The 24,011-nt window shown below is 28.0% G+C and carries 23 protein-coding genes; 10 read left to right on the plus strand and 13 right to left on the minus strand.

Going from position 1 to position 24,011, the window contains the following annotated elements:
- Positions 1–107 precede the first annotated feature (107 nt).
- Genes SR62_RS07025 through SR62_RS07065 form a run of 10 tightly spaced genes read left to right on the plus strand, consistent with a single transcriptional unit; the run spans position 108 to position 10,080 of the window.
- Positions 108–2,297, plus strand: coding sequence for a DUF4422 domain-containing protein (locus SR62_RS07025; RefSeq protein WP_147502325.1), 2,190 nt, complete (start codon positions 108–110; stop codon positions 2,295–2,297).
- Complete coding sequence (locus SR62_RS07030) at positions 2,294–2,899, plus strand: hypothetical protein (RefSeq protein WP_147502326.1); 606 nt, start codon at positions 2,294–2,296, stop codon at positions 2,897–2,899. Before SR62_RS07025 ends, SR62_RS07030 begins: the two co-directional genes overlap by 4 nt.
- A 55-nt stretch (positions 2,900–2,954) precedes the next feature.
- Positions 2,955–4,484, plus strand: a complete 1,530-nt coding sequence (locus SR62_RS09415) for a hypothetical protein (RefSeq protein WP_261791852.1) — start codon at positions 2,955–2,957, stop codon at positions 4,482–4,484.
- Entirely contained in the window at positions 4,481–4,639 is a 159-nt protein-coding gene (locus tag SR62_RS09205; RefSeq protein ID WP_002893110.1) for a hypothetical protein, read from the plus strand. The genes SR62_RS09415 and SR62_RS09205 overlap by 4 nt, the downstream gene beginning before the upstream one ends.
- A gap of 43 nt (positions 4,640–4,682) precedes the next feature.
- The gene (locus SR62_RS07040; RefSeq protein ID WP_074484214.1) at positions 4,683–5,363 is read left to right on the plus strand and encodes a cytidylyltransferase domain-containing protein; all 681 of its coding nucleotides are present in this window, start codon (positions 4,683–4,685) and stop codon (positions 5,361–5,363) included.
- A gap of 57 nt (positions 5,364–5,420) precedes the next feature.
- Entirely contained in the window at positions 5,421–6,188 is a 768-nt protein-coding gene (kdsB, locus tag SR62_RS07045) for a 3-deoxy-manno-octulosonate cytidylyltransferase (RefSeq protein WP_074484213.1), read from the plus strand.
- Positions 6,185–7,780, plus strand: a complete 1,596-nt coding sequence (locus tag SR62_RS07050) for an aldolase catalytic domain-containing protein (protein ID WP_002893162.1) — start codon at positions 6,185–6,187, stop codon at positions 7,778–7,780. The genes kdsB and SR62_RS07050 overlap by 4 nt, the downstream gene beginning before the upstream one ends.
- Entirely contained in the window at positions 7,780–8,451 is a 672-nt protein-coding gene (locus SR62_RS07055) for an HAD family hydrolase (protein WP_002893163.1), read from the plus strand. Before SR62_RS07050 ends, SR62_RS07055 begins: the two co-directional genes overlap by 1 nt.
- Positions 8,445–9,137, plus strand: coding sequence for an L-ribulose-5-phosphate 4-epimerase AraD (araD, locus tag SR62_RS07060; protein ID WP_002893165.1), 693 nt, complete (start codon positions 8,445–8,447; stop codon positions 9,135–9,137). Before SR62_RS07055 ends, araD begins: the two co-directional genes overlap by 7 nt.
- Positions 9,138–9,168: 31 nt before the next feature.
- Positions 9,169–10,080, plus strand: coding sequence for a class I SAM-dependent methyltransferase (locus SR62_RS07065; protein WP_079889280.1), 912 nt, complete (start codon positions 9,169–9,171; stop codon positions 10,078–10,080).
- A 54-nt stretch (positions 10,081–10,134) separates the two neighbouring features.
- Here SR62_RS07065 and SR62_RS09210 read toward each other — a convergent pair whose 3' ends face one another.
- The 13 genes from SR62_RS09210 to SR62_RS07130 form a co-directional block, all read right to left on the minus strand.
- Positions 10,135–10,848 (minus strand): hypothetical protein, encoded by a 714-nt coding sequence (locus tag SR62_RS09210; RefSeq protein ID WP_002893168.1) that lies wholly within the window; start codon positions 10,846–10,848, stop codon positions 10,135–10,137.
- A gap of 40 nt (positions 10,849–10,888) precedes the next feature.
- Entirely contained in the window at positions 10,889–11,998 is a 1,110-nt protein-coding gene (glf, locus tag SR62_RS07075; RefSeq protein ID WP_032604043.1) for a UDP-galactopyranose mutase, read from the minus strand.
- 1 nt (position 11,999) lies between these two features.
- A complete protein-coding gene (gene galE, locus SR62_RS07080) occupies positions 12,000–12,974 on the minus strand; it encodes a UDP-glucose 4-epimerase GalE (RefSeq protein ID WP_002893170.1) in 975 nt (324 codons plus the stop codon).
- Positions 12,971–14,269 (minus strand): UDP-glucose dehydrogenase family protein, encoded by a 1,299-nt coding sequence (locus SR62_RS07085; RefSeq protein ID WP_002893171.1) that lies wholly within the window; start codon positions 14,267–14,269, stop codon positions 12,971–12,973. The genes galE and SR62_RS07085 overlap by 4 nt, the downstream gene beginning before the upstream one ends.
- A gap of 5 nt (positions 14,270–14,274) precedes the next feature.
- Entirely contained in the window at positions 14,275–15,231 is a 957-nt protein-coding gene (locus SR62_RS07090) for a UDP-glucuronic acid decarboxylase family protein (protein ID WP_002893173.1), read from the minus strand.
- Positions 15,232–15,371: 140 nt separating this feature from the next.
- Complete coding sequence (locus tag SR62_RS07095; RefSeq protein WP_002893174.1) at positions 15,372–16,769, minus strand: glycosyltransferase; 1,398 nt, start codon at positions 16,767–16,769, stop codon at positions 15,372–15,374.
- Entirely contained in the window at positions 16,759–17,802 is a 1,044-nt protein-coding gene (locus SR62_RS07100; RefSeq protein ID WP_002893176.1) for a glycosyltransferase family 2 protein, read from the minus strand. Before SR62_RS07100 ends, SR62_RS07095 begins: the two co-directional genes overlap by 11 nt.
- Complete coding sequence (locus SR62_RS07105; protein WP_002893177.1) at positions 17,802–18,782, minus strand: galactosyltransferase-related protein; 981 nt, start codon at positions 18,780–18,782, stop codon at positions 17,802–17,804. Before SR62_RS07105 ends, SR62_RS07100 begins: the two co-directional genes overlap by 1 nt.
- Complete coding sequence (locus SR62_RS07110; protein ID WP_002893179.1) at positions 18,779–19,726, minus strand: SIS domain-containing protein; 948 nt, start codon at positions 19,724–19,726, stop codon at positions 18,779–18,781. Before SR62_RS07110 ends, SR62_RS07105 begins: the two co-directional genes overlap by 4 nt.
- Before the next feature lie 8 nt (positions 19,727–19,734).
- Positions 19,735–21,393 carry a polysaccharide biosynthesis/export family protein gene (locus SR62_RS07115; protein WP_002893181.1) on the minus strand — a complete coding sequence of 553 codons (1,659 nt, stop codon included), beginning with the start codon at positions 21,391–21,393 and terminating at the stop codon, positions 19,735–19,737.
- A gap of 1 nt (position 21,394) precedes the next feature.
- Positions 21,395–22,513 (minus strand): capsule polysaccharide transporter, encoded by a 1,119-nt coding sequence (locus SR62_RS07120; RefSeq protein ID WP_002893183.1) that lies wholly within the window; start codon positions 22,511–22,513, stop codon positions 21,395–21,397.
- Positions 22,513–23,175, minus strand: coding sequence for an ABC transporter ATP-binding protein (locus tag SR62_RS07125; RefSeq protein ID WP_002856664.1), 663 nt, complete (start codon positions 23,173–23,175; stop codon positions 22,513–22,515). Before SR62_RS07125 ends, SR62_RS07120 begins: the two co-directional genes overlap by 1 nt.
- Positions 23,172–23,954 carry an ABC transporter permease gene (locus SR62_RS07130; protein WP_002893186.1) on the minus strand — a complete coding sequence of 261 codons (783 nt, stop codon included), beginning with the start codon at positions 23,952–23,954 and terminating at the stop codon, positions 23,172–23,174. The genes SR62_RS07125 and SR62_RS07130 overlap by 4 nt, the downstream gene beginning before the upstream one ends.
- Between the last annotated feature and the right edge of the window lie 57 nt (positions 23,955–24,011).

Consider the following 24,011-nt stretch of genomic DNA (forward strand, 5'->3'; position numbering starts at 1 on the left):
TCACTATAGTGATTATCAAGAAGCCTTAAAAATACAAAACTATCTTTCTTACAAACTTGGAAATTTGCTTATAAAACATCCTTTTACTTTTGTATTTAGGGTAGCTGGTGTTTATAGAGAGTGGAAGAAGGGTAGATAAAAATATGACAGAAGAAACAAAAACCCCAAAAGTAAAAATTTTAGTAGGCTATCATAAACCAGCAGTTTTACTAAAAGATGATATTTTAACCCCAATTCATTTAGGAAGAGCTTTAGCTACACAAGCTTCAAAAGATGGAGAAATGTCTAAAGAGGATTTTGAATGGATGTGTGAAAATATGATAGGAGATGATACAGGAGATAATATTTCTCATCTTAATAGATATTTTTGCGAACTTACGGGAATTTATTGGGCTTGGAAGAATTATGATAAATTAGGCAATCCTGATTATATAGGGTTTATGCATTATAGGAGAATTTTTGATTTTTGTAGTGAATCACTCAATTTGCCAATAAGCAAAGAATTTAATACGCCAGAATTAGATTATGTTAATAATTCTGATAAAAATAAATATTTAAATCAAAAAGATATTATAAATACTATATTAAATTACAATAGGGTAATTTCTAAATCCCAAAATGTAAATCCATATTTGCATTATAAGCATGTTGGAGATTTTCTAAAAATTAAAGACTATGATATTTGTTTAAATATAATAAATGAAAAATTTAATAAATATTCTAGTGCATCTAAAAACTACAACAGCAATAGTAATTCATATTTTTGCAATATGTTTATTATGCCAAAAGAAGAGTTCTTTGAATATTGTATATTTTTATTTGGGGTTCTTTTTGAATGTAGAAAACAAATTGATATAAGTGAATATAATACAGTAGAGCAAAGGGTATTTGGTTACCTTGGCGAATGGATATGTGGTATATTTTTTACATATATAAAAATAAAAAAGTATTTATTAAAAGAATTGAATGTAATATATATAAAAAATTATGAATTACAACAAGAAATCACTCCAGCTTTTACAGATAATAATATTCCTATTATTTTTTCATGCGATGATAATTATTTACCTTATTTAGCAGTAATTTTACATTCTATTAAAATAAATTCTAGTAAAGACTATAATTATGATATTTGCATATTATATAACTCATTAAATAAAGAAAATATGGATAAAATAAAAAATTTTATTCAAGATATAAATATTTCTATAAGATTTATTAATATCAGTCCTCATATTTATAATGCAAAAAAACAAGTTCATTTTCATGTTGCTGCACATTTTAAAGAAGCCAACTATTATAGATTTTTTATCCCAAGTATTTTTAAAAACTATAAAAAAATTATTTATTTAGATTGTGATATGTTGGTTTTAAAAGATTTAAAAGACTTATATTCATATAATTTTAATACTTCTATCGCAGCCTGCAAGGAAATTACTGCTATTTTAATTGTTTTAAATAATATTGATAAATATTATATTGATTTCATTAATTCAAAACAAGCTTTTAAAGATATTAGCAATTATATTCAATCAGGTGTATTGGTTTATAATATCTCAAAATGTATTGAAAATAACTTTACTCAAAAATGTTTAGATACCTTAAAATATTTAGAGCATCCACCTATAGTTGATCAGGATGTTATTAATAGTGCCTTTGAGGGAGATATAAGTTTTCTTGATGCAAGATGGAATTTTACTTGGAATTTACCTATAAGATATCCAAATTTTAAGACACTGCTTCCAAAGGCATTTACAAAAGATGCTTTAAAAATGATAAAAAATCCTTATATTATTCATTATAATGATATTTTTAAACCTTGGAATTCACCACATCTACCAAACGCTCACCTTTGGTGGCACTATGCTAGACAAACACCATTTTATGAAGAAATATTATTTAAAAATATCACTCAAAATATTTCTAGCTTTAATCATACAAATTTCACTCCACAAGGAGCAGTAGAAAAGGTAAAAACACATTTATCTTATAAATTAGGAAAAGAAATATTAAGTATAAAAGAAAATAAGTTAAAAATACTTATACTACCTTTACTACCTTTTACTTTAATCTTTATATATATAAAACATAAAATATCAATTTTAATATTTAAACTTATATTAAATTCAAATCCAAATTTGAAATCTTCACCATTAAATCACTATAGTGATTATCAAGAAGCCTTAAAAATACAAAACTATCTTTCTTACAAACTTGGAAATTTGCTTATAAAACATCCTTTTACTTTTGTATTTAGGGTAGCTGGTGTTTATAGAGAGTGGAAGGAAAACAGATGAGTAAAGAAATTCAAGAGTTTATAGAAAAATTAAAAGATTGGAAAAATAATTTTTCTATACAGGATTATGATTATACAAAATATAATTGTGAAGTTGCTGATATCGCTAAATGGCAAAAAGAAAATAATGTAAATGAATTAATCAATTTTTGGAATGAAAAAATAAAAGAAGATTATTTCGAGCTGAAACATCCTATATATAATGATGTGATTACTAGGGCAACTGATAATTATTTTGACAAAAATGTACTCAATATTATTTTTATGACAGATAGAAATAATAAAAATCCTTGGATATTTGCACAGTGTTTTAGAAGCGTAAATTTAGTTATTTGTCAACAAGCAGTTTTTTCTATTTTTGAAGATAATCCTGGATACAATAATAATATTATGCATACAATTCAGAAATTAGTAAATGAATATGCATTCAATTATAATATTTCTAAAAAATTTGCAATTTTATTAAGCAATGCAAGACCTACTCACTTCTTTTATATGTTATTATGCTATGTTATTTCAATTAATTTTTTAAATATAAAAATTCCCTATCAAAAATGTTTTTTTTATTCAAAAAAAAAACAAAATTTCGAAAAGCTCAAATAACAGAGTTTTTATTTTTCCAACAGTTATGCCTTTACCTATAAACCATTTTTTAAATTTGAATGTATCTAATTTCGTCCTCCAAGAATCTCTTGAAGATTATGATACTCTCGTAGAAAAAGATAATTTAACACAAGAATATGATTTAACTATTTGGCTAGGACTACCTGGAGAAAGAAGAGCTTGGTTAGAACAAATACAAGGAACAGCAAATATATTAAAGCATCTTAATAAATATTTTAAAAAAATAAAAGTTTATATAGATGGTATGACAGCTTATGATGGAGAAAGACAAGATTTTCCTGAAAATAAAATTCTTTTTAATAAAGTTGTAAATGCCACAAAAGAACTTTTACAAAAAAAATATAACAATATCTCTATAAATACAAATTCTTATAATAATATTTACAGTATTAATTCTAAAGATTATCATGAAAGAGAGTATATACCAAATTCTAATACTTCTATCCTAGACTTTGATGAATTAAAGGAGCTAGAATTTCAAAGTCAAGATAATACTTATGATAATCACATTAATGCCTTAGAAAAATTAAGTGAAATAAAATCTAAAGAAAAACTCATTGTTTTTAAATCTTTAGCAGGATATGATTATAGAACTAAGATTTGCTATTGTAATGATTGTGATATTGCTATAAGCGATAGCGGAACTACTGCTTTAGTGCCTTTTAACTTTCATAAAAAACCAGGTGTTGTATTTTATGGTGATATCTCTTTGACTTGGATTCATTATTCGCAAGCATTAATACAAAATGATTTTCAAAAATTATTTAATAAAAATTTAATGAAACAAACAAATAGAAAATCTCCTTTTATTTGGGATTACCACATCCCATCAGAACATATTTATAATCTTGCAGCTGAAGTATTAGAAGAATTAAGCATAGCAGGTAAATTAAAGATTAAAAACCTTAAAATGCATCGTCTTGATGTTCCACCTGTAGAATTAGTAGCTAAACAATACGAACTAGAGCAAAAACTAGGGATTAAACTTTCTATAGAAAATGTAGCTTTATATAATGAATTAGAAAAACAAATCAGTACTCTAGCTTTACACAACAATATAAGTTTAAACAAGGCATTAGAAAATATTAATACAAACAACACTTTAAATTCTACTTTACAACATTCTTTACAAAGCAAAGAACAAATCATTCAAAACTTAGACAATAAGATTAAAAACATAGAATTTAAACTTCATTTCAAAACAGCCAAAGAAAGAATTCAAAACCATTTAGCCTATAAACTTGGAAGTACCTTGATAGAAAATTCAAAGTCTTTGCTAGGTTATATAAGAATGCCTTTCGTTTTATCTTATATAAGAGATAAACACAAACTTGAACAAAAAAAGTATGAAGAAAATATTAAAAAACATCCAGAACTTATTTTACCACCTTTAGAATCTTATCCAGATTATAAAGAAGCTTTAAAGGAAAAAGAATGTTTTACTTATAAATTAGGGGAAGCTTTGATACAAGCTGATAAATATTGGTATAAAGGTGGATATATAAAGTTTTATTTTGAAAGTAAGAAAATGAAGAAAGAGTTTTTAAAAAGGAGAGAAGAGTGAGTGTATTAAAAGCTTTAAACAATAGTTTCAATAAAGACACTAATACCACAAATTGCATCTTAAATAAAAGCAAAGAATTGTTTTTTGGTACTTTAAGAAGTATTGTAAAACAGATAATGTTTGAAAAGTGTAGTTTTCAAACAAGTGGAAGATGAAATTAAGATAAAAAATAAAAGTTAAATTTAAGAAAGGATAGAAATGAAATTTACAGCAGTTATTCCGGTGAAAGCCAATAGTTCAAGATTGCCAAATAAAAATATAAGACCTTTTGGTAATGAAAATTTGCTTACAAGAAAAATTAGACAAGTAAAAACTTCAAATATAGCTGATAGGATTATTGTAAGCTCAGACAGCGATGAAATGCTACAAATGGCAAGAGATATGGGGGTTGAAGCTATAAAAAGACCTATTGAGTTTGCAGATGAAAGTAGGCCTTTTGGAGAATTTTTAATTTATTTAACAGAACTTATCAAAGAAGGACATTTGGCATATACTTGTGTTACCTCACCTTTTTTAGATGAAAATCTTATGAAGCAAACAAAAGAAAAATATATTGAAATAATACAAAATGAATATGATTCTTTGATTACAATTTATAAGTTTAAACATTATCTATTAGATGAGAATGGACCAATAAATTTTCAAATGGGACTTAAACATCAAAATTCTGAATATTTGCCAGCTTTGGATTTTTTCACAAATGGAATTTTATTTGCCCCAATAGAATCTGTGAAAAAATGGCATTATAATTATGGACCCAAAGCTTACAGATTTGAAGTAAATCAGAAAGCTTCCATAGATATAGATACGAAATATGACTATTTAGCAGCATTAGCTTGGCTAGATGAAGATAGGCTTATGGGGGGGGGGGATCAATAAATGCTTAATGCAATACCTAGCTCACTCTTATGGCTTTTTAGCATCAAAGGTTGCCTAATGAAAATATTAGGTGTAATTCCAGCAAGATATGGTTCAACAAGATTTCCAGGCAAACCTTTAGTCGATATTTTAGGCAAACCTATGATTTGGTGGGTTTATCAACAAGCTAAAAGAGCTAAAAAACTTACCAACTTAATAGTTGCTACAGATGATGAGAGAATATCTAGGGTTTGTGATGAATTTGATATACCTTGGATGATGACGAAGACCACTCATCAAACAGCAGCTAATAGACTTTATGAAGTTTCCAATAAAGAAGAAGCCACTTATTATATACAAATTAATGGTGATAAACCTGTGATTGAAGCTTGCTTGATTGATTTGGTAATTCCTAATGAAATTCCACAAGATATTGAATTTGGATCGAATTTGGTTGTTAAAATGGATAATCCAGTTGAAGTTATGGAACCTAGCAATATTAAGGTTGTATTTGATAAGAATGGTAATGTTTTATATATGTCACGCTCACCCATACCATTTCCTTATAAAAGCTTAAAATTTAATTACTACAAACATATTGGAGTTATTGGTTATAACAAAAAAATGCTCGATTTATATAATAATACAAAACCGGGAATTAGAGAATCGATAGAAGGTATAGATACTTTAAGATTTAATGATTATGGCAAAGTTTTTAAAGCTATAAAAGCATCTTATATTAAGTCTTTATCCATTGATACTCCAAAGGATTTAGAAAAAGTTATTGAAATTATAAAAACAAAATTTAAAAATAATGAGCTTAATAATATTAAGGAGATTTTATGAATAATATGCAAATTTTAGATTGTACTTTGAGAGATGGTGGCTATATAAATGATTGGAAATTTGGTTTAAATGTCATTCAAGATATTATTGGAAAATTAATTGAAGCTAATATTGACTTGATTGAAGTGGGTTTTTTGAGAGATTGTGATTATGATGTAAATAAAACTCTGTTTAATAATTGCAAAGAGATTGCAAACATTTTACCAAAACACAAAAGAAATTCTCAGTTTGTAGCTATGATTTTGCATAACCTCTATGATATTAATAAGCTAGAAAATTATGATGGGAAAACTATCGAATTCTTAAGAATAACTTTTCATGATTATGATATTGATGAGGGTTTGCAATATATTGCTAAAGTGCAACAAAAAGGATATAAGGTTTTTTGTAATCCTATTAATATTATGGGATACTCTGATAAAGAGATTTTAGAACTCATACAAAAAGTTAATATTATTAAACCTTATGCTTTTTCTATAGTGGATACTTTTGGTTCAATGGATAGAAAAGATCTAATAAGGATATATGCTTTATGTGCTAAAAATTTACATCCTGACATTGTAATAGGTTTACATTTACATGAAAATTTAAATTCTTCTTTTGCATTAGCGCAAGATTTTTTAAATATGGCAGATTTAAAAAGGCGACATACTTGTGATGGTTCTTTGTTCGGTATGGGGAGGATACCAGGGAATTTATGTATAGAGTTACTTGCGAGTTATCTTAATAAAGAGTTTGCTTGTAATTATGATGTGGATTATCTTTTAGATGCTATTGATGATCATATTCTTAAGCTAAAAAAAATTGAAGAATGGGGCTATAATATTGCTTATGCTTTAAGTGCTAAGCATAATTTGCATAGAAATTATTCGGAGTTTTTGTTGAATAAAGGCAAAATAACTTCTAAACAAATTAATCAAATTTTATCTCAAATAGAACCGCATAAAAAAACTGCATTTGATAAAAATTATATTGAGGAATTGTATTTAAAGTTCCAAAATGTAAATATTGATGATAGGCAAAGTTGTGAGATTTTAAAGAAAATACTGCAAGATGCTAATATTTTGCTATTGGCTCCTGGAAAGTCGCTTGAAAATGATAAACAGGTTATTGTAGATTATATAGAAAAGTATAAGCCTATTGTAATTTCTTTAAATTTCTACACCGATGGTTTTAAATGCAAATTTGCATTTTTCAGCAACAATAAAAGATTTTCTTTTTTCAAGAAAGAACTAAAAGAAGGAAAATATATTATTACTTCTAATATTAAAGATGAAGTAGGATATAAGCAATTGGTTTTTGACTATTATAAATTGGCATTTTTAAATGGGGTTTTATATGATAATTGTACTATTATGTTGTTAAAGTTATTGATAAATATTGGCATTAGAAAAGTTAGCATTGCTGGGTTTGATGGATTTTTGGAAGAATGCTATTTTGATTTTGCACTTAACACTAATGCTAGTTATCAAAATGCTTTGGAAAATAATCAAAAAATTAAAAATAGATTAAATAGTTTAAATAAAGAAATTGATTTAAATTTTATAACTCCAAGCATTTTTGAAGAATGCTTTAAAACTCAAGGTAAATAATGCATAAATATAAAAATATTTTATGGGATCTTGATGGGACTTTACTTGATACAAATATAGGAGTAATTAAAGCAGTTAGAAAAACGATTGAAATGTTACATTATGATATGCCAAATGATGAAAAACTTAAAAAATTTGTAGGTCCGCCTATGCAAGAAAGTTTTGAAAAATATTTTGGGCTTAGTCAAGAAGAAGCACTAAAAAATGCAAATATCTTTAGAGAATTTTATAAAGATTATCTTTATGAAGCTAAACATTATAATGGAGTTTTAGAATCATTGCAAAGGTTAAAGGAGCGAAATTTCAAAATAGCTATAGCCACAAATAAAAGCCATGAAAATGCAATAAATATCTTAGAAAAATTTGGAATTTTAAAGTTTTGTGATTTTGCCAAGGGGAGTGATTTAAAAGGTGAATTAACAAAAACAGATATTGTTAAGGAATGTTTAAATTATTTAAATGCAAAACAAGAAGAGAGCGTATTGATTGGAGATAGTATAGCCGATGCTAAAGGTGCTAAAGAAAATAATATTGATTTTATAGCGGTGCTTTATGGTTTTGGGTTTAAATCAGCAGAAGACTTAAAAGATATACAGCATATAGCCAATTTTAAAGATGTTTTTGCACTGAGTGATTTTTTGTTAGATTATAAGGGAGATAAAAAATGCTAGAAGAATTAAAAGAGAAAGTATGTAAGGCAAATATAGAGCTTTTTATTCAGAAAATTGTAATTTTTACTTGGGGTAATGTGAGCCAAATAGATCCTAAGAGTAATTTAGTTGTAATAAAGCCTAGTGGCATACCTTATGATACAATGAAACCGCAAGATATGGTGGTTGTAGACTTAAAAGGTAATATCATAGAGGGGAATTATAAGCCTTCATCAGATACTCCGACACATTTGGAGCTTTATAGAAATTTTAAAGAGCTAAAAAGTGTAGCACATACTCATTCAGTTTATGCTAGTGCTTTTGCTCAAGCAGGACAAGAAATTATTCCTTTTGGAACAACACAAGCGGATTATTTTTATGAGAATATCAGAGTAACTAGGGATCTTACGCAAAAAGAGATTCAAAAAGATTATGAATTAAATACAGGAAAAGTTATAGTTAAAGCACTTCAAGATCAAGAGATTATGCATACACCAGCAATATTAGTAAGATCTCATGGGCCTTTTATTTTTGGAAAAGATGCTTTAGACAGTGTGCATAATGCCGTAGTTTTAGAAGAGATTGCAAAGATGAACTATATAACTTTAAAACTTAATCCAAATATTAAACGATTATCTCAAGATATTTTGGATAGACATTACTTAAGAAAACATGGAAAAAATGCATATTATGGACAACAAAATTAATGCTTTAGTTTATTTAATTTAAGGAGTAAAGATGAAATGTTATCTATGCGGTAGCAACAATTATCATAAAAGAGAAGGAAAAGTAAGAGATAATCCAAATATAGAGATATTAGAATGTGATGAGTGTGGGTTGGTGTTTTTAGATACAAGAGATATAGGAGAAGACTTTTATAAACAAAATAATATGCTGAATGCTGATTTTTTTAAATTAACACAAAGAGATAGTGATAGCTTAAAAAATCAAATATTATTTCTTGAAAGAGAGTGGAGATTGAGGGCGCAACTTAGATTGGATTTTTTAAAAGAAACGATCATTGGAAAAGATATCTTGGATTTTGGTAGCGGACATTGTCAATTTTTGAGTTTAGCTAAAGAATTTGCCAAGAGTGTAACAGGAATAGAATTAGAAGAACAAGTAGAACCTATTTATAAAAAACACAATATCCCTTTATATAGAAGTATTAGCGAATCTATGGAGAGAGAGAAAAAAAAAGGGGGGGGGGTAAAATATGATATTATAACAGCCTTTCATGTAGTAGAACATTTGCAAGATCCTATTGCAATATTAAAAGAACTTTCTACTTGTTTAAAAGAAAGTGGAAAGATAATTATAGAAGTTCCTAATGCAAATGATGCACTACTTACCATCTATAAAAATAAAGCATTTAGTGAGTTTACTTATTGTAGCGGGCATTTGTTTTTATATAATTTGCATACTTTAAGAAAGCTTGGAGAAAAAGTGGGTTTAAAAGTAGAATTTGTAAAATGTATCCAAAGATATCCTTTATCCAGCACATTACATTGGTTAAGCACAGGAAAGCCACAAGGACACAAACATTGGGGAAATTTTATAGATAATCCTATTTTACAAAATGCTTATGAGCAAACTTTAGCATCATTAGGTGCAACAGATACATTGATAGCACAGTTTGTTTTAAAATGATAAATAAAAATATATTTTAGGAAATAAGATATTAACACACAAGATCACCAAAGATTAATCACAATCTTTGGTAATAAATATAATTTGGTCTTTGTTTTTTAAAGTGACTGAAACTTTATTATCTCCAAGTAGTTTAATATGAAAATCGCCTTCAACCTTACTGCAAATTTTTCCATTGATATGGGTATTATTTGGATAATAATCTAAATAATAAATTAAGTGAGGAATATAAATAAATATCTGTGCTAGTTTGCCCATCATTAAACTTATAACCCAAATGATAGAAAAAATTCCCATTATTATATAAAATACTATATGCCATTGATTTACAAATTTAAAATATTCAACTAATTTATTTTTTAAAGTTTTAGAATAATCTATCATTATAAAAACAATAAAAAGCATATATATTACGAGAATAATAAAAATTACAATAACGAAAAAAGAATAAAATAAACTTAAAGCTCTTATGGATAAAATAAAATTATCTGGTATAAATCCAACAATATAATAAATATGCTCTCTTGCAAATCTTTCAGCAACAATTTGAAAGATAATATAGGTAAATAATAAACCAAAAAACCATAGTAAAACTTTAACAAACTTAGAATTTGAAAATTTTAAATACAATATTTTAAAAATTCTTGCGGTATCAAAAATAGCTGAAATTAATATTGCAATAAAGCCAAGATAAATATATAAAGTATGTTCAAACCACCAATTTTTATCTAATACTATACTAATGATATAAGGTGCAATCAGTATCAAGAATCCTAAATAATATCCATAATATAATTTTTTATTTAATTTATCCCAAGTCAAGTTTTAACACTCTATCAACTGTTTTATCCATATCATAATATTTATAATCCCCAAGCCTACCTAAAAAATACACATTTGTAAGTTTAGCAGCTTCATTTAAATATTTTTCATATAGCTTTTGATTTTCATCATTAGGTATAGGATAATATCTTTCATTTTTCCCATCTTCATACTCACAAGGAAATTCATAAGAAAGTATGGTTTTATTAGATTTTTCATCAAGATAATATTTATATTCAACACTTCTTGTAAAATCGTAATTTTCAGGGTAGTTTATCTGAGGGCCTGATTGCATATACTCTTTATCAAAAGTTTCAAATACTATATTTAAACTCCTGTAAGGCAATTTACCAAATTTATAATCAAAAAATTCATCGATCGCTCCTGTGTAAAATAATCTTTCATATTCTATATCTTTTTTTATGTCTTTAAAATCAGTATTTAATTGTACTTTTATCAAAGGATGATTGATTATATTTTCAATCATTTTTGTATAACCATCTTTTGGTATAGCTTGATAAGTATCTACAAAATATCTATCATCACGACTTATGTATATAGGAACTCTTGCACTTACTGAAAAATCAAGCTCTTCAGGCTTTACACCCCATTGTTTAACGGTGTATCCCAAAAAAACTTTTTTATAAATGTACTCAGCTAAAAATTCTAAATCTTTATCATTTGCATTTTTTAATTCTAAAATAGGAATTTTGGAATTAAAAGCAAATTTACTTACTAATTTTTGCTCAAGTTCTTTGGCTAAATATTCTGGAAAAACTTTATGTAAAGTATCAAGATTAAATGGGATATTTACTTCTTTACCATCTATAAAAGCTTTTACTCTATACATAAAATAATGCCATTTTGTAAAACGACTTAGATACTCCCAAACTTCTTTTATACTAGTGTGAAAAACATGGGGTCCATATTTATGCACGGTTACATTACTTTCTTTATCTTTATAATCATAAATATTTCCGCCAATATGCTCTCTTTTATCTATGATTAAAACCTCTTGTCCTTTACTAGCTAAACGCTCAGCTAAAATCGCCCCGCTAAGCCCACAACCTACAATTAAATTTTTTACTTTTTTCATTTTAATACTTTCTATTATTTTCCCAATCCCAAGCACTTTTAATAATATCTTTAATATCAGTGTATTTTGCTTCCCAAGATAAGATTTCTTTTGCTTTTTTATTATCTGCGTATAATCTTGCAGGATCCCCTTCTCTTCTTGGTGCATAATTTATAGGGCACTTTTTGCCACTTACAACTTCAGCTGCACTGATAATTTCTTTTACACTTGTACCTATTCCCGTACCAAGATTTATACAACCACTAAATTTATGTAAATTTTCCAAAGCTAAACGATGAGCTAAAGCTAAATCTTCTACGTGAATATAATCTCTTATACAAGTTCCATCTTTAGTATCATAATCGTTTCCAAAAATATTTATAGCAGGAATTTCTCCTTTTATAGCTTTTAAAACTAAAGGAATTAAATGAGTTTCAGGTTCGTGACTTTCACCGATAAGTCCATCCTTGCTTGCACCTGCAGCATTAAAATATCTTAAAGAAATATGCCTTAAACCATAAGCTTTTTCATAGTCAGCAAAAACTTGTTCTATCATAAGTTTAGTTCTTCCATAAGCGTTAATAGGATTTTGAGGGTGTTTTTCATCAATTGGAGTATATTGTGGCTCTCCATAGGTTGCACAAGTGCTTGAAAATACTATATCCTTAACATTATTTTCAAGCATTGCATTTAAAAGATTTATAGTTCCTACTACATTATTTTGATAGTATTTTGCAGGATTTACAACACTTTCTCCAACATAAGCAAAAGCTGCAAAATGCACTAGGGCATCTATTTTTTCTTTTTTAAAAACACTAGTTAAAGAAAAAGTATCTAATAAATCTGCATGAATAAATTTAGCTCTTTTGTCTATAGCTTGTTTGTGTCCATAGATGAGATTATCCATGACAATACAATTGTAATTATTATCTAATAAATGTTTTAAGGTATGTGAGCCTATATATCCTGCACCACCTACAACTAAAATATTTTTCATCTACCTATACCTTGATACTCAAAACCTAGTTTTACAGCTTCATTTTTATCAATCAAATTTCTTAAATCAATAATTTTTTTATGTCTTAATAAATCACAAGCCTTTTTTAAATCAAGACTTGAAAATTCTTTCCATTCTGTTAGTATAGCAATCACATCAGCATCTTTTATAGCTTCATACATAGAATTAGCATAATCAATCTTATCTCCTAAAATTTGCTTAGCTAAATCCATAGCTTTTGGGTCATAAGCACAAATTTGAACTTTTTGCTCCAAAAGTTTAAAAACAATATCTACAGCAGGACTTTCTCTACAGTCATCAGTACCATCTTTAAAAGCAAGTCCAAGTACGGCTATTTTTGGATTTTTAATATCCTTAACGCTATTTAAAATTCTTTCACACATATGGTTTTTGCGCTCTTCATTTCCCTTAATAGCTGCATTTATTAAAGTTAAATCGATATCATTTTGCTTACCCATAAAAGCCATAGCTAAAGTATCTTTTGGAAAACACGAACCTCCATATCCAGGTCCAGGATTTAAAAAACGATTTCCTATCCTAGTATCAAGACCCATACCTTTAGCAACTTCTAAAATATCAGCTCCAGCTTTTTCACAAAAATTTGCCATTTCATTAATATAGTGAATTTTAATAGCTAAAAATGCATTAGAAGCGTATTTAATAGTTTCTGAAGAACGGCGATTTACAAAAAGCAATTCGCTTTTTCCTTGAAAAGGCTCATAAAGCTTTTCTATCACTGCTTTTGCTCTTTGTGAATTTGTTCCTACTATAATTCTATCTGGATTAAAAAAATCATATACCGCAAAACCTTCTCTTAAAAATTCAGGTAAAGAAAGAACATCAAATTCAGCATTTGGATTTTTCTTACTAATTAAACTTTCTATATCATCGCCTGTACCAACAGGAACAGTAGATTTTGTAGCAATTACTGTATAACCTGTTAAATAATCCGCTAGCTCAGTTGCAGCCGCATGAATATACTTCATATCTGCTTCTTTTGTAACTGGGTGCGGTGGAGTTCCTACTGCTATAATTACTAAATCTGCATCTTTAATGCCTTCTTGCATAGAAGTTGTAAATTTTAAACGACCTTCTTTTACATTTTTATGAAAAAGCTCTTCAAGATTATCCTCATAAATTGTTAAAATTCCATTATTTAAGGCATCAATTTTTGATTTTTCTCTATCTATACAAATAACATCATTGCCAAGTTCTGCTAGTCCAACACCTGTTGGAAGTCCAACATAACCTGTTCCTATGATTCCTACTTTCATAAATTTTATCCTTTAAATTCTGTAATTTTTTCTTTAAAATACTTTATAGTTTTTTCCAAACCTTCATCTAAATTTATCTTTGGCTCCCAATTAAATTTAGCTTTAGCTAAAGAAATATCAGGTCTTCTTTGAATTGGATCATCCAATGGTAAATCTTTATAAATAATCTTTGATTTTGAACCTGTTTTTTCTATAATTTTTTGTGCTAATTCTTTTATGGTAAATTCACCAGGATTGCCAGTATTTATAGGTCCTTGAAAATCTTTTGAAGAATTCATCACTTTAATAATAATATCAATTAAATCATCCACATAACAAAAAGAACGCGTTTGCGAACCATCTCCATAAATTGTGATATCTTTTCCACTTAAAGCTTGACATATAAAATTACTTACAACTCTGCCATCATTTGGATCCATATTTTCTCCATAGGTGTTAAAAATTCTTATTATTTTAATATCCACGCCTTCATGTCTATGATAGTCAAAAAACAAACTTTCAGCACATCTTTTTCCTTCATCATAACAAGCGCGAATTCCTATAGGATTTACATTGCCTCTATATTCTTCATTTTGTGGATGAATGAGTGGATCTCCATAAACTTCTGAAGTTGAAGCTTGCAAAATAGTTGCATTATGCTCTTTTGCAAGTTCAAGCATATTGATAGCACCATATACACTTGTTTTTGTTGTTTTTATGGCGTGTTTTCCTTGATAAGCAGGCGGAGAAGCTGGACAAGCAAAATTATAAATTTGATTGAGTTTTTGTGTGATTTTTAATGGCTCACAAATATCATGCTCTATAAAAGTAAAATTTTCATTTTCTAAAAGTTCTTTGATGTTTTTCATTTTACCTGTATAATTATTATCTACACAAATAATTTTATTGCCTTCACCAAGCAATCTTTTGCATAAATTTGAACCTAAAAATCCTGTTCCACCAGTAATTAATATATTTTTCATAATTTTACACACCTCCTTTTCTAAAAATTTTCAATCAAATCTGGTATTATAATATAAAACTCTTTATTTTCAATTAATAAAAATAACATACTTTAATAAATTTTTAATTTTATCAGAATGCATAATGACATAAAAACCAATCATTTCACGTCAAAACACTTTAGAATCCATACAAATATTTTTCCAACTTTATATGAATAGTGATTCTTAATTCTTTTTAAACTTGGATTCTCATCTAACTCCGACACAAACTCAACAAAAGGAAAATATTTTATATTATTTTTGAAATTTTGTTTTTCTAGATAATAATCTTGAATTTCTTTTTTCATTTTAGGAATAAGAGTTAATAAACCTTTAAAATTCCTATAATTATTTAAAAAAAGATATCCTAAACGGTAACTTAACTCATATTTAAAAGATTCTGCTCCGCTAAGTTTAAATTCTTTAAAATAAGGCTCTAAAGAATTTAAATAAGCTAATAAATTTAAAGGATCTTTTTCTAAAAACAAAATTACAACAGCTCTATCTAGTAACATAGGTATAAAAACTTTTTTCGTTTCTATTAAAATAAGATTTTCTGCTTTATTTTCTTCTATAAATTCAGCTACTTTTACACAACTTAAAACACAACTTAACGCCGCTTGATATCTTTTGAAAAGCTCATAATTTTTATTAGCTTTTAAATATAAAGGATACAAATAAGAATTACCAGCTACTTTTGTTCGCTCATTTTGCGTCATAATACTTCCTGATCTCACACGATAAACATAAAGTGTTTCTGGATAAACATATATATATTTTGCCATAGAAAAAAGTAAAATTCCAAAATGATTATCTTCATGGATAATGCCATTTATAAATTTTAATCTGATTTTCATTAAAAAACTAAAATTTATCATTCCTTGCCAAGCAAACCAAAATAAAGGTTTATGCTCAGAATTCACTTGTTTTAACCAATCTAAAGAAGTTATAATTTGCTCTTGATTATAATCAAAAAATTGCATTTGATTTTTAGTCTTTTTCTTTAAAGGAATCTCAATTAATGAATCATGTCCAAACCAAACTATATCCACATTATTAATTCTTTTAACACATTCCTCAATACAATTAGATTTCCAAAAATCATCACTATCTAAAAAAATAATATAGTCAATTTGCAAAATTTCAAAATTTTTATCTAATATAGTATTTTTTCTATAAATACCACAAATATCCAAATAATTTTCATTAATAATTTGAAATTTTAACAATTCTTGCTCTTCTTTTTCAAACTGTAATGTATATTGATCGGCAAAAAATTCTATCCCTGTGTTTCTAGCACTCGATAAACCACCATTTTTCTTATCAATTATAATAATTCTCTCATCTTGCAAGGCGTATTTTTTTGCTATACTTAAAGAATTATCATTGCTACCATCATTAACCAAAACTATACTTAAATTGGTGTAAGTTTGATTAATAACGCTTTGTATACACTCATCTAAATATTTTTCTACATTATAAATAGGAATTACAATACCAACTTTTTTATTTTGCATAATTCAAATACCTTTTAAAAGTATTTTTAGTACGAGCTAGAAATTTAATAATTTTAAAAAAAGGGCTTCTATAAAAATCATAAAATTTTTTAGGATTTTCTATAATTTTTTGAAGTTCCTTAAGTTCGCCTTGAGTAAAAAATTGACTATTTAAACAAGATAGTTCATTTTTAAAATCCTTAGCAAAATACTCAAAAAATTCTAGTTTATATTTTGTATCAATACGTCTAATATTCCACCAATAACTTTTAAATTTTCTATAAAGAAACACATCTTTAAAATATTGATTTTTTCCAAGATGTAATTCTAAAAAATTTTCTATAAATTTATACTCATCACAAACATAATACACTTTATCTTTACTTTGCATCGAAGCATTTGGATTATCTTGCCTATAAAAATACAAACCCTCATTATGAAAATAAATATTTTTTGCAAAAACTACCATTAAAAACCAAAGTCCCAAATCTTGATAAGAAGCTCCTAAAGTTTCATTAGCTCTAATGTTAAATTTTCTTATAAAATCCATTTTATAAATACCACTTTGATTCATGTTCCAAGAATTTTTAAGAATTTCTATTTTATCATCGAAATACAAGGTTTTCCCATATAAATTTTTATCATAACAAATGGCTTCATTTTGGAATTTTTTTACTCTCTTTTTATCACAAAAACCTATAATATCAGCTTTAATCATATCACAATCATAACTTTGAGATAATACCCAAAGCTTTTCACACATCAACAAATGTGCATAATCATCACTTTCAACTATAGTAAAATATTTACCTTGAGCCTGCTCTAAACCGAGATTAATCTGATAACCTAAACTTTTTTTATCAGACAATATAATTTTAATCCTTTTATCCTTTAAAGCATATTCTTGCAATACTTCCAAAGTTCCATCATGAGAATAAGCATCAATACATAAAATTTCTATCTCCTTTAAGCTTTGATTTATAACACTTTCAAGACATTCTTTTATGTAAAAAATTGAATTAAAACTAGGAATTAGAATAGAAATTCTTATCATTACAATCTTCTCAAAAACAACATAAATCGCTCAAAGCTAAAAAGTTTTGGTTTATAAGCGTCAAGTAAAACAGCATATTTATCTATACTTACATTATATTTTTTACAAAGTTGTTCATAAAATTCTATCAGACTTGCTCCATTATCTTCTAAGTTAGAAGCAAGTTTAATTTTTTCTTGCAAAAGATTTGAATTTTTATCATACTGCCTAAAATATCCACGCAGTCTATTTCTTCCATGATAAATATGAAAAGCAACTTTTTTTTCAAAAAAATAAGGCAAACCATTAAAAGTAAGATATTTTCTAAAACCTTCGCTTAAAAGCGGGGCTTTATAAAATTTATTAACCATTAAATCCTTAGTTGGTTTAATTACATTTTTATAAAGTGCAAGTTTAATCATGAATTCAAAATCTTCGCCGCCACGCCCTATAAAATCTTCATCAAAACCACCCACAGCAAAATAATCTTCTTTTTTCATAAAAATACTTCCACCGCTAGGACTTGCAAGAGCAATAAACAAATCCTTTCTAAAAGAAATATACTTCTCAAACATTTCTTCTCTGCTAAATTTAAAAACCTTCCTTGAACCTTTCCTTGAAAGATATAAACAAGGCAAAATTATAAAAGGATTTTTACCATTTTTTATATCATTAATACACCCATCACTTAATGCTTCATCAAATAAGTAATCCACATCCATAAGATAAATAAAATCGCTAGAACACTGTTCAACTGCTCTATTTCTGAGTAAGCTCTGACAAATTAATCTTGTATAAAATCTACCTGAAACTAATTTTACATTACTTTTCTTTGCGCAAATTTTTCTAAGATATTTATCATATAAACTTCCACGGTCATTATGCCCAAAAACAATCTCAACTTTATCGCTAGATCTTTTTAAAATACTCTTAACTTTTTTCAGTATATCAAAAGGTCTAAGATCCAAATCTACAGGAACAATAACACTATATTTACTCACACATTTCCTATCGCATAAAGTTGAATAATACCTACAATCTTATTTTCCCTAGATACAACAATTTCTTTGATTTTATGTTTTAACATGATCTCCTCTGCTTCACTTGCCATAGCATCAGCATCAACTACTTTAGGATTTGTACTCATGATTTCTTTAGCCTTAAAATCAAACCTTGGTTTATCACTTGCTTTTAAAGCACGACGCAAATCCCCATCAGTGATGATACCAACCAATTTTTCATTTTCAAGTACTACGCAAAGCCCTAGTTTTCCACTAGTCACCACATCAACAAGATCGTTAAATTCAGTATCAGGATGCACTATAGGAAGATTACTTGAAACCATAAGATCTTTTACCTTGGTTAAAAGCTTACGCCCCAAACTCCCCCCTGGATGAAAAAGGGCAAAATCATCAGGCTTGAAATTTCTTACCTTCATCAAAGCAGCAGCTAAAGCATCCCCCATAACCAAAGTTGCCGTTGTCGAAGACATAGGAGCAAGCTGCAAAGGACAAGCTTCCTTTTCCACAGCTATATTTAAAAATATATCGCCTTGCTTTACAAGGGTGGAATTTTTTTTACCACACATTACTATAAGTGGAATTTTGCGCTTTTTTATAGCAGGAATGATTTTTAAAATTTCTTCAGTTTCTCCTGAATTTGAAATAGCGATTAAAACATCTTCAGGAGTTAACATTCCAAGATCTCCATGCAAAGCCTCTCCTGGATGGATAAAAAAGCTTGGTGTTCCTGTGCTTGCTAGAGTAGCTGCTATCTTAGCACCTATATGGCCTGATTTACCCATTCCACTGACTATGCAACGCCCTTTGGTATTTAGCATCAAATTTACAGCTTGATTGAAATTTTCATCTAAATTTTTAGCTAAATCTAAAATAGCTTGCGCTTCTTTTTCAAAGACTTCTTTGGCTATTTCAAGAGTATTCATTTTAAACCTTAAAGATTAAGCACAACATTGGTTGCAATAGCAATTTGATAAAGAATTTGAGTTAACATTGAAAAAATTTGCAAATTCTCACTATCTACTTTTGGCAATACCAACACAGAATCACCTGGTTTCATATCTATACCACTATGATATTTTTCAGCTTTTCCATTGCTTCGTATCACTAAAACTTTTGAAGTATCCGCTCTTTCTCCATAACCTCCTGCAAGATTGATATAATATCTTAAATCTTTTCCTTTATCATACACAAAAGCTCCAGGTAAAGAAACCTCGCCCTGAACTATGACAAGATTATTCTTACTTGGTACATTAATAGTATCACCATTTTCTAAAATAACCGAATTATAAGACTTTGGATTATCGATGACAATTTGGCCCTTAGGCTCTACTTGCTTAGCTCTTTGAATAAATTCTAAAATCGTTTTTGCTTGTTGAGCTCTTATAGCCGCGCCTTGAGCTGTAACAGAACTGCTAGTTAAAGCTAGAGTTTCAAGCTCTTTAAGTTGAGCATTGATAAGTTCTTTTTGAGTTCTAGCTACACTTTTTCTAAATACTTGCAAAGCTTGCATATTTGATTGCGGATTAGCCTTGATTAGTTTAGAAATATCTTCTAAAGTCGTTCCTTTATCCACAACTAAAGTTTTTAAACCATTATGCTCGCCATTTACACTTATAGTTATATTTTCAGAAACATACTCAGGGTGAAATTCTACCTCATCTCCCGTTCTAAGTAAAACTTTTGAAAATTGCATTTTATTATAAGCACTGACATCAAGTTTATGATCTTCACCATAACTTTTTACGATAGCATTAGTTACGATAGGTTTAGCACCTGATACTCTAGCTAAGTCAGCTAAAGTTTTAATATCATTTGAAAGTTCAAAACGAAAAGGTCTTTGCACATCACCGTTAACAAAAGCGTAATTTTGAACATTTCCTACTAAAATAACATCTCCGCTTCTAAAAGGAAAAAGATCCATTTGCCCTTTTAGCAAAAAATCATACAAATCGATATTTTTTATCACGCTGTTATTGCGCAAAATTTGAATATCTCTAAAACTTCCATATTCTAAATTTATACCCCCTGCTTTATCAAGATACTGTATTACTGAATCCGAGCTAAGTCCTTGATAAAGTCCTGGAGCATTAACGCTTCCTGTTACAAAAACACTGACATTTTGATAAGCATTCATATCTGCATAAACAAAAACATTGCTTTTATAGATTTTATTAACACGCGCTTTTATAACACTTACAAGGGCGCTATTTTTCACACCTAGTAAATTTACAGCTCCTACTTTAGGGATAAAAATATTTCCTTGAGAATCCACCACTAAAACTTGTGAAAACTCAACAGCTCCCCAAATTTTAAGACTGATTTGATCACCGACTGCGATCTTATAATCTGGGTTATAAACTCTTTGATTGTAATTTTTAAAATTTCCATTAAAAAGATGAGCACCAAATACTAAAATTTGATGAATTTTTGTAAGATTATTTTCTTTATTTGCTATATCATAATTTGAGCTTAAATTTTGATCTATGCTAGTTGTAGTAGAACCTTGATCCTCTGCTGAAATGATTTGTGAAACATCCACGGCTCCAAAACATAAAATACAACTAAAAAATAAAATTAATATTTTTTTCATTTTAATACTTATGCTCCTCTATTATCATTTTAATAAATTTAACAATCCCAAAAATCAAACATAATACAATAAATGCTGTTAAAATATCATAAATTCTTTCAGGATATTTTGCGCTTTCTGGAATATCTGGACTTTGGATGATGACAAGTTGTTTTATTTTTCTTAATGCTTCTATTCTAGCGCTTTCATAAGCTTTTAAAGCTGCTTCGTAAGCTTTTTGTGCAAAAGTAGCTTCTATAGTTAAATCCTGAAATTTAGCAGCCAAATCGTTAAGCTTTTGAGAAGAATTGTTAGCTGAAATTTTAGATTTTTCCCTTAAAAGCTGTTTTTTAATCGCTTCAATTTCTGCTTTAAGTGCTACTACTTCAGGTGCTGCATCATTCATATAACTTTGTAAAGTTAAAAGTTTAGCTTCTTTTTGAGCTAAATTAGCCTCAATTTGCGCAACCAAACTCGCTTTAGCTTCAGCTTGCTTTAAAGGGTCAAAAACTCCATACTTATTTTGAAAAGCAATTAAATCATTTTGTGCTTTTTGATATCGTTCTTTGTATTTTTGTACCTCATTTTCAGCAAAAGCCATTTGTTCTCTAGCTGCTTTATGAGAGATTTCGTTGATAAACTTTTCGCTTTCTTGCATAATAGTTTGAGCAATCAAATGAGCTGATTTAGGTGTAAAACCTTCTACTTCTACCTGCAAAAGCTTAGTAGTTTCATCCGTATGCACCTTAACTCTTGCTTGGTAATATTTAAGATAAGATTCTATCGAACTTGAATCCCAAATTTTAAAAGGCAAATCTATATGTTGTTCTTGATAAAGACTTTTAAGTTTAATTTTCCCATCTAAAATTTTTAACATATCACTTGATTCTATATAACCTTTTAGATAATTTAAATCTTCGCTTGCTGTAGAAGTACTACCAAGCAAAGACAAAATTCCACTTGTTTGAGCACTTTCTCCGCTTGTTGATCTAACATCTAAAATCATCGTGCTTACATATCTTGGCGCTGCAATCAACGTATAATAAATCACAACAAAAATCATTATAAACCAAACAATTTTAAAAGAATCAAATATACTTAAATCTTTGATTTTTTCTAATAAAGTTTTATTTTCTTCCATTAAGCTTTTCCTTGATATACAGCTATTCCTTCATCTACATCATCATAAACCGTAATTTGTCCATTTTTCATATAAATTATTTTATCACACCATTCTTTAATTTCAGCTACATTATGAGATACCATAATCACCTTTGATTTGCTTAATCTTTCCCTATATAATTTCACGCTTTTTTCTCTAAAAGCAGGATCTCCAACAGCTCCAGCTTCATCGATTAAATAATAATCAAAATCAAAGGCCATACTAAGTCCAAAAGCTATCCTAGCACTCATTCCCGAAGAATAAGTCTTCATAGGCTCATCAAAAAATTTCCCAAGTTCTGCAAAATCTTCTACGAATTTTACTTTTTCTTGAAGTTCTTTACCCTTATATCCATACACTCTAGCTACAAATTTAGCATTATCTCTAGCAGTTAAAGAACCTTGAAAAGCTCCGTTTAAACCCAAAGGCCAAGATAATTTTTTATTAGTAATTATTTTACCACTATCAGGAAGCTCTGCCCCGCTTAAAAGTCTCATAAGAGTGGACTTACCTGCACCATTACCCCCCATCAATCCTATACTACAATTTTCAGGAAATTCGAAAGTAAAATTTTTAAAAACATAATGCCTCCCACCGCTAAATAAAGGATAAGATTTAGTTAGATTGATTAACTTTATCATTCTTTTTTTGCCGCCGTTAAAGCTTGTCTGTTATAGTAATAAACAAAAAGTCCTATAAATAAAACAAGTAAAATCCAGAATATAGCATAAAAATAGCTATATTCATCCTGCAAAGGATAATTCTCAAAAAAATTAAATCTTAAAAGTTCAAAAATATGAAGCAAGGGATTATAATATAGTATATCAAGTAAAGGACGAGGAGTTAGCCAAGTAGGAAGTATAACACCTGAAGTCCAATAAAACACTATGCTAAAATAAGTTAATAAAGTTCTTAAAGGCTCTACAAAATGCCAAATAATAGCAAAACAAACCCCCAAAGCAAAAGCTGAACACATAAGTAAAAAAATACAAAATAAAACCCCAAGTAAATGAGCGGGGAATACATCAAATCTAAAAAACCATCCTACAAAAAAAAGTACAGTGATAAAAATCACAAAATAAATACAAAACTCAAGCAAAGTTCTAGCAATAAATACATGTATAGGCTTTACAGGCTTATAAGCAAAAAGAGCCAAATTTGCCTGAGTACCATTCATAAGTTGAGTTACTATACTTCTAAACATAAAATAAGGCATAATACCTGAAATTAAAAACATAAAAATAGAAATTCCCTCAGGCATAACTTGATGATGATATTCTCTTATGATAGTGACAATTGCTGTGATTGCAAGTGTTATTGACATTGGCTCTCCAACCACCCAAAGATAACCTAAATGTCTATTGGCACCAAATCTAGTTTTTAACTCTCTAAAAAATAAAGCGTGAATTACATTTAACATTTATTTTCTATACCTAACAATTTACATAAACTATAATCATAACTCATTTTTTTAAAC

The organism is Campylobacter sp. 2014D-0258, from assembly GCF_008000495.1.
Taxonomy (GTDB): Bacteria; Campylobacterota; Campylobacteria; order Campylobacterales; family Campylobacteraceae; genus Campylobacter_D; species Campylobacter_D jejuni.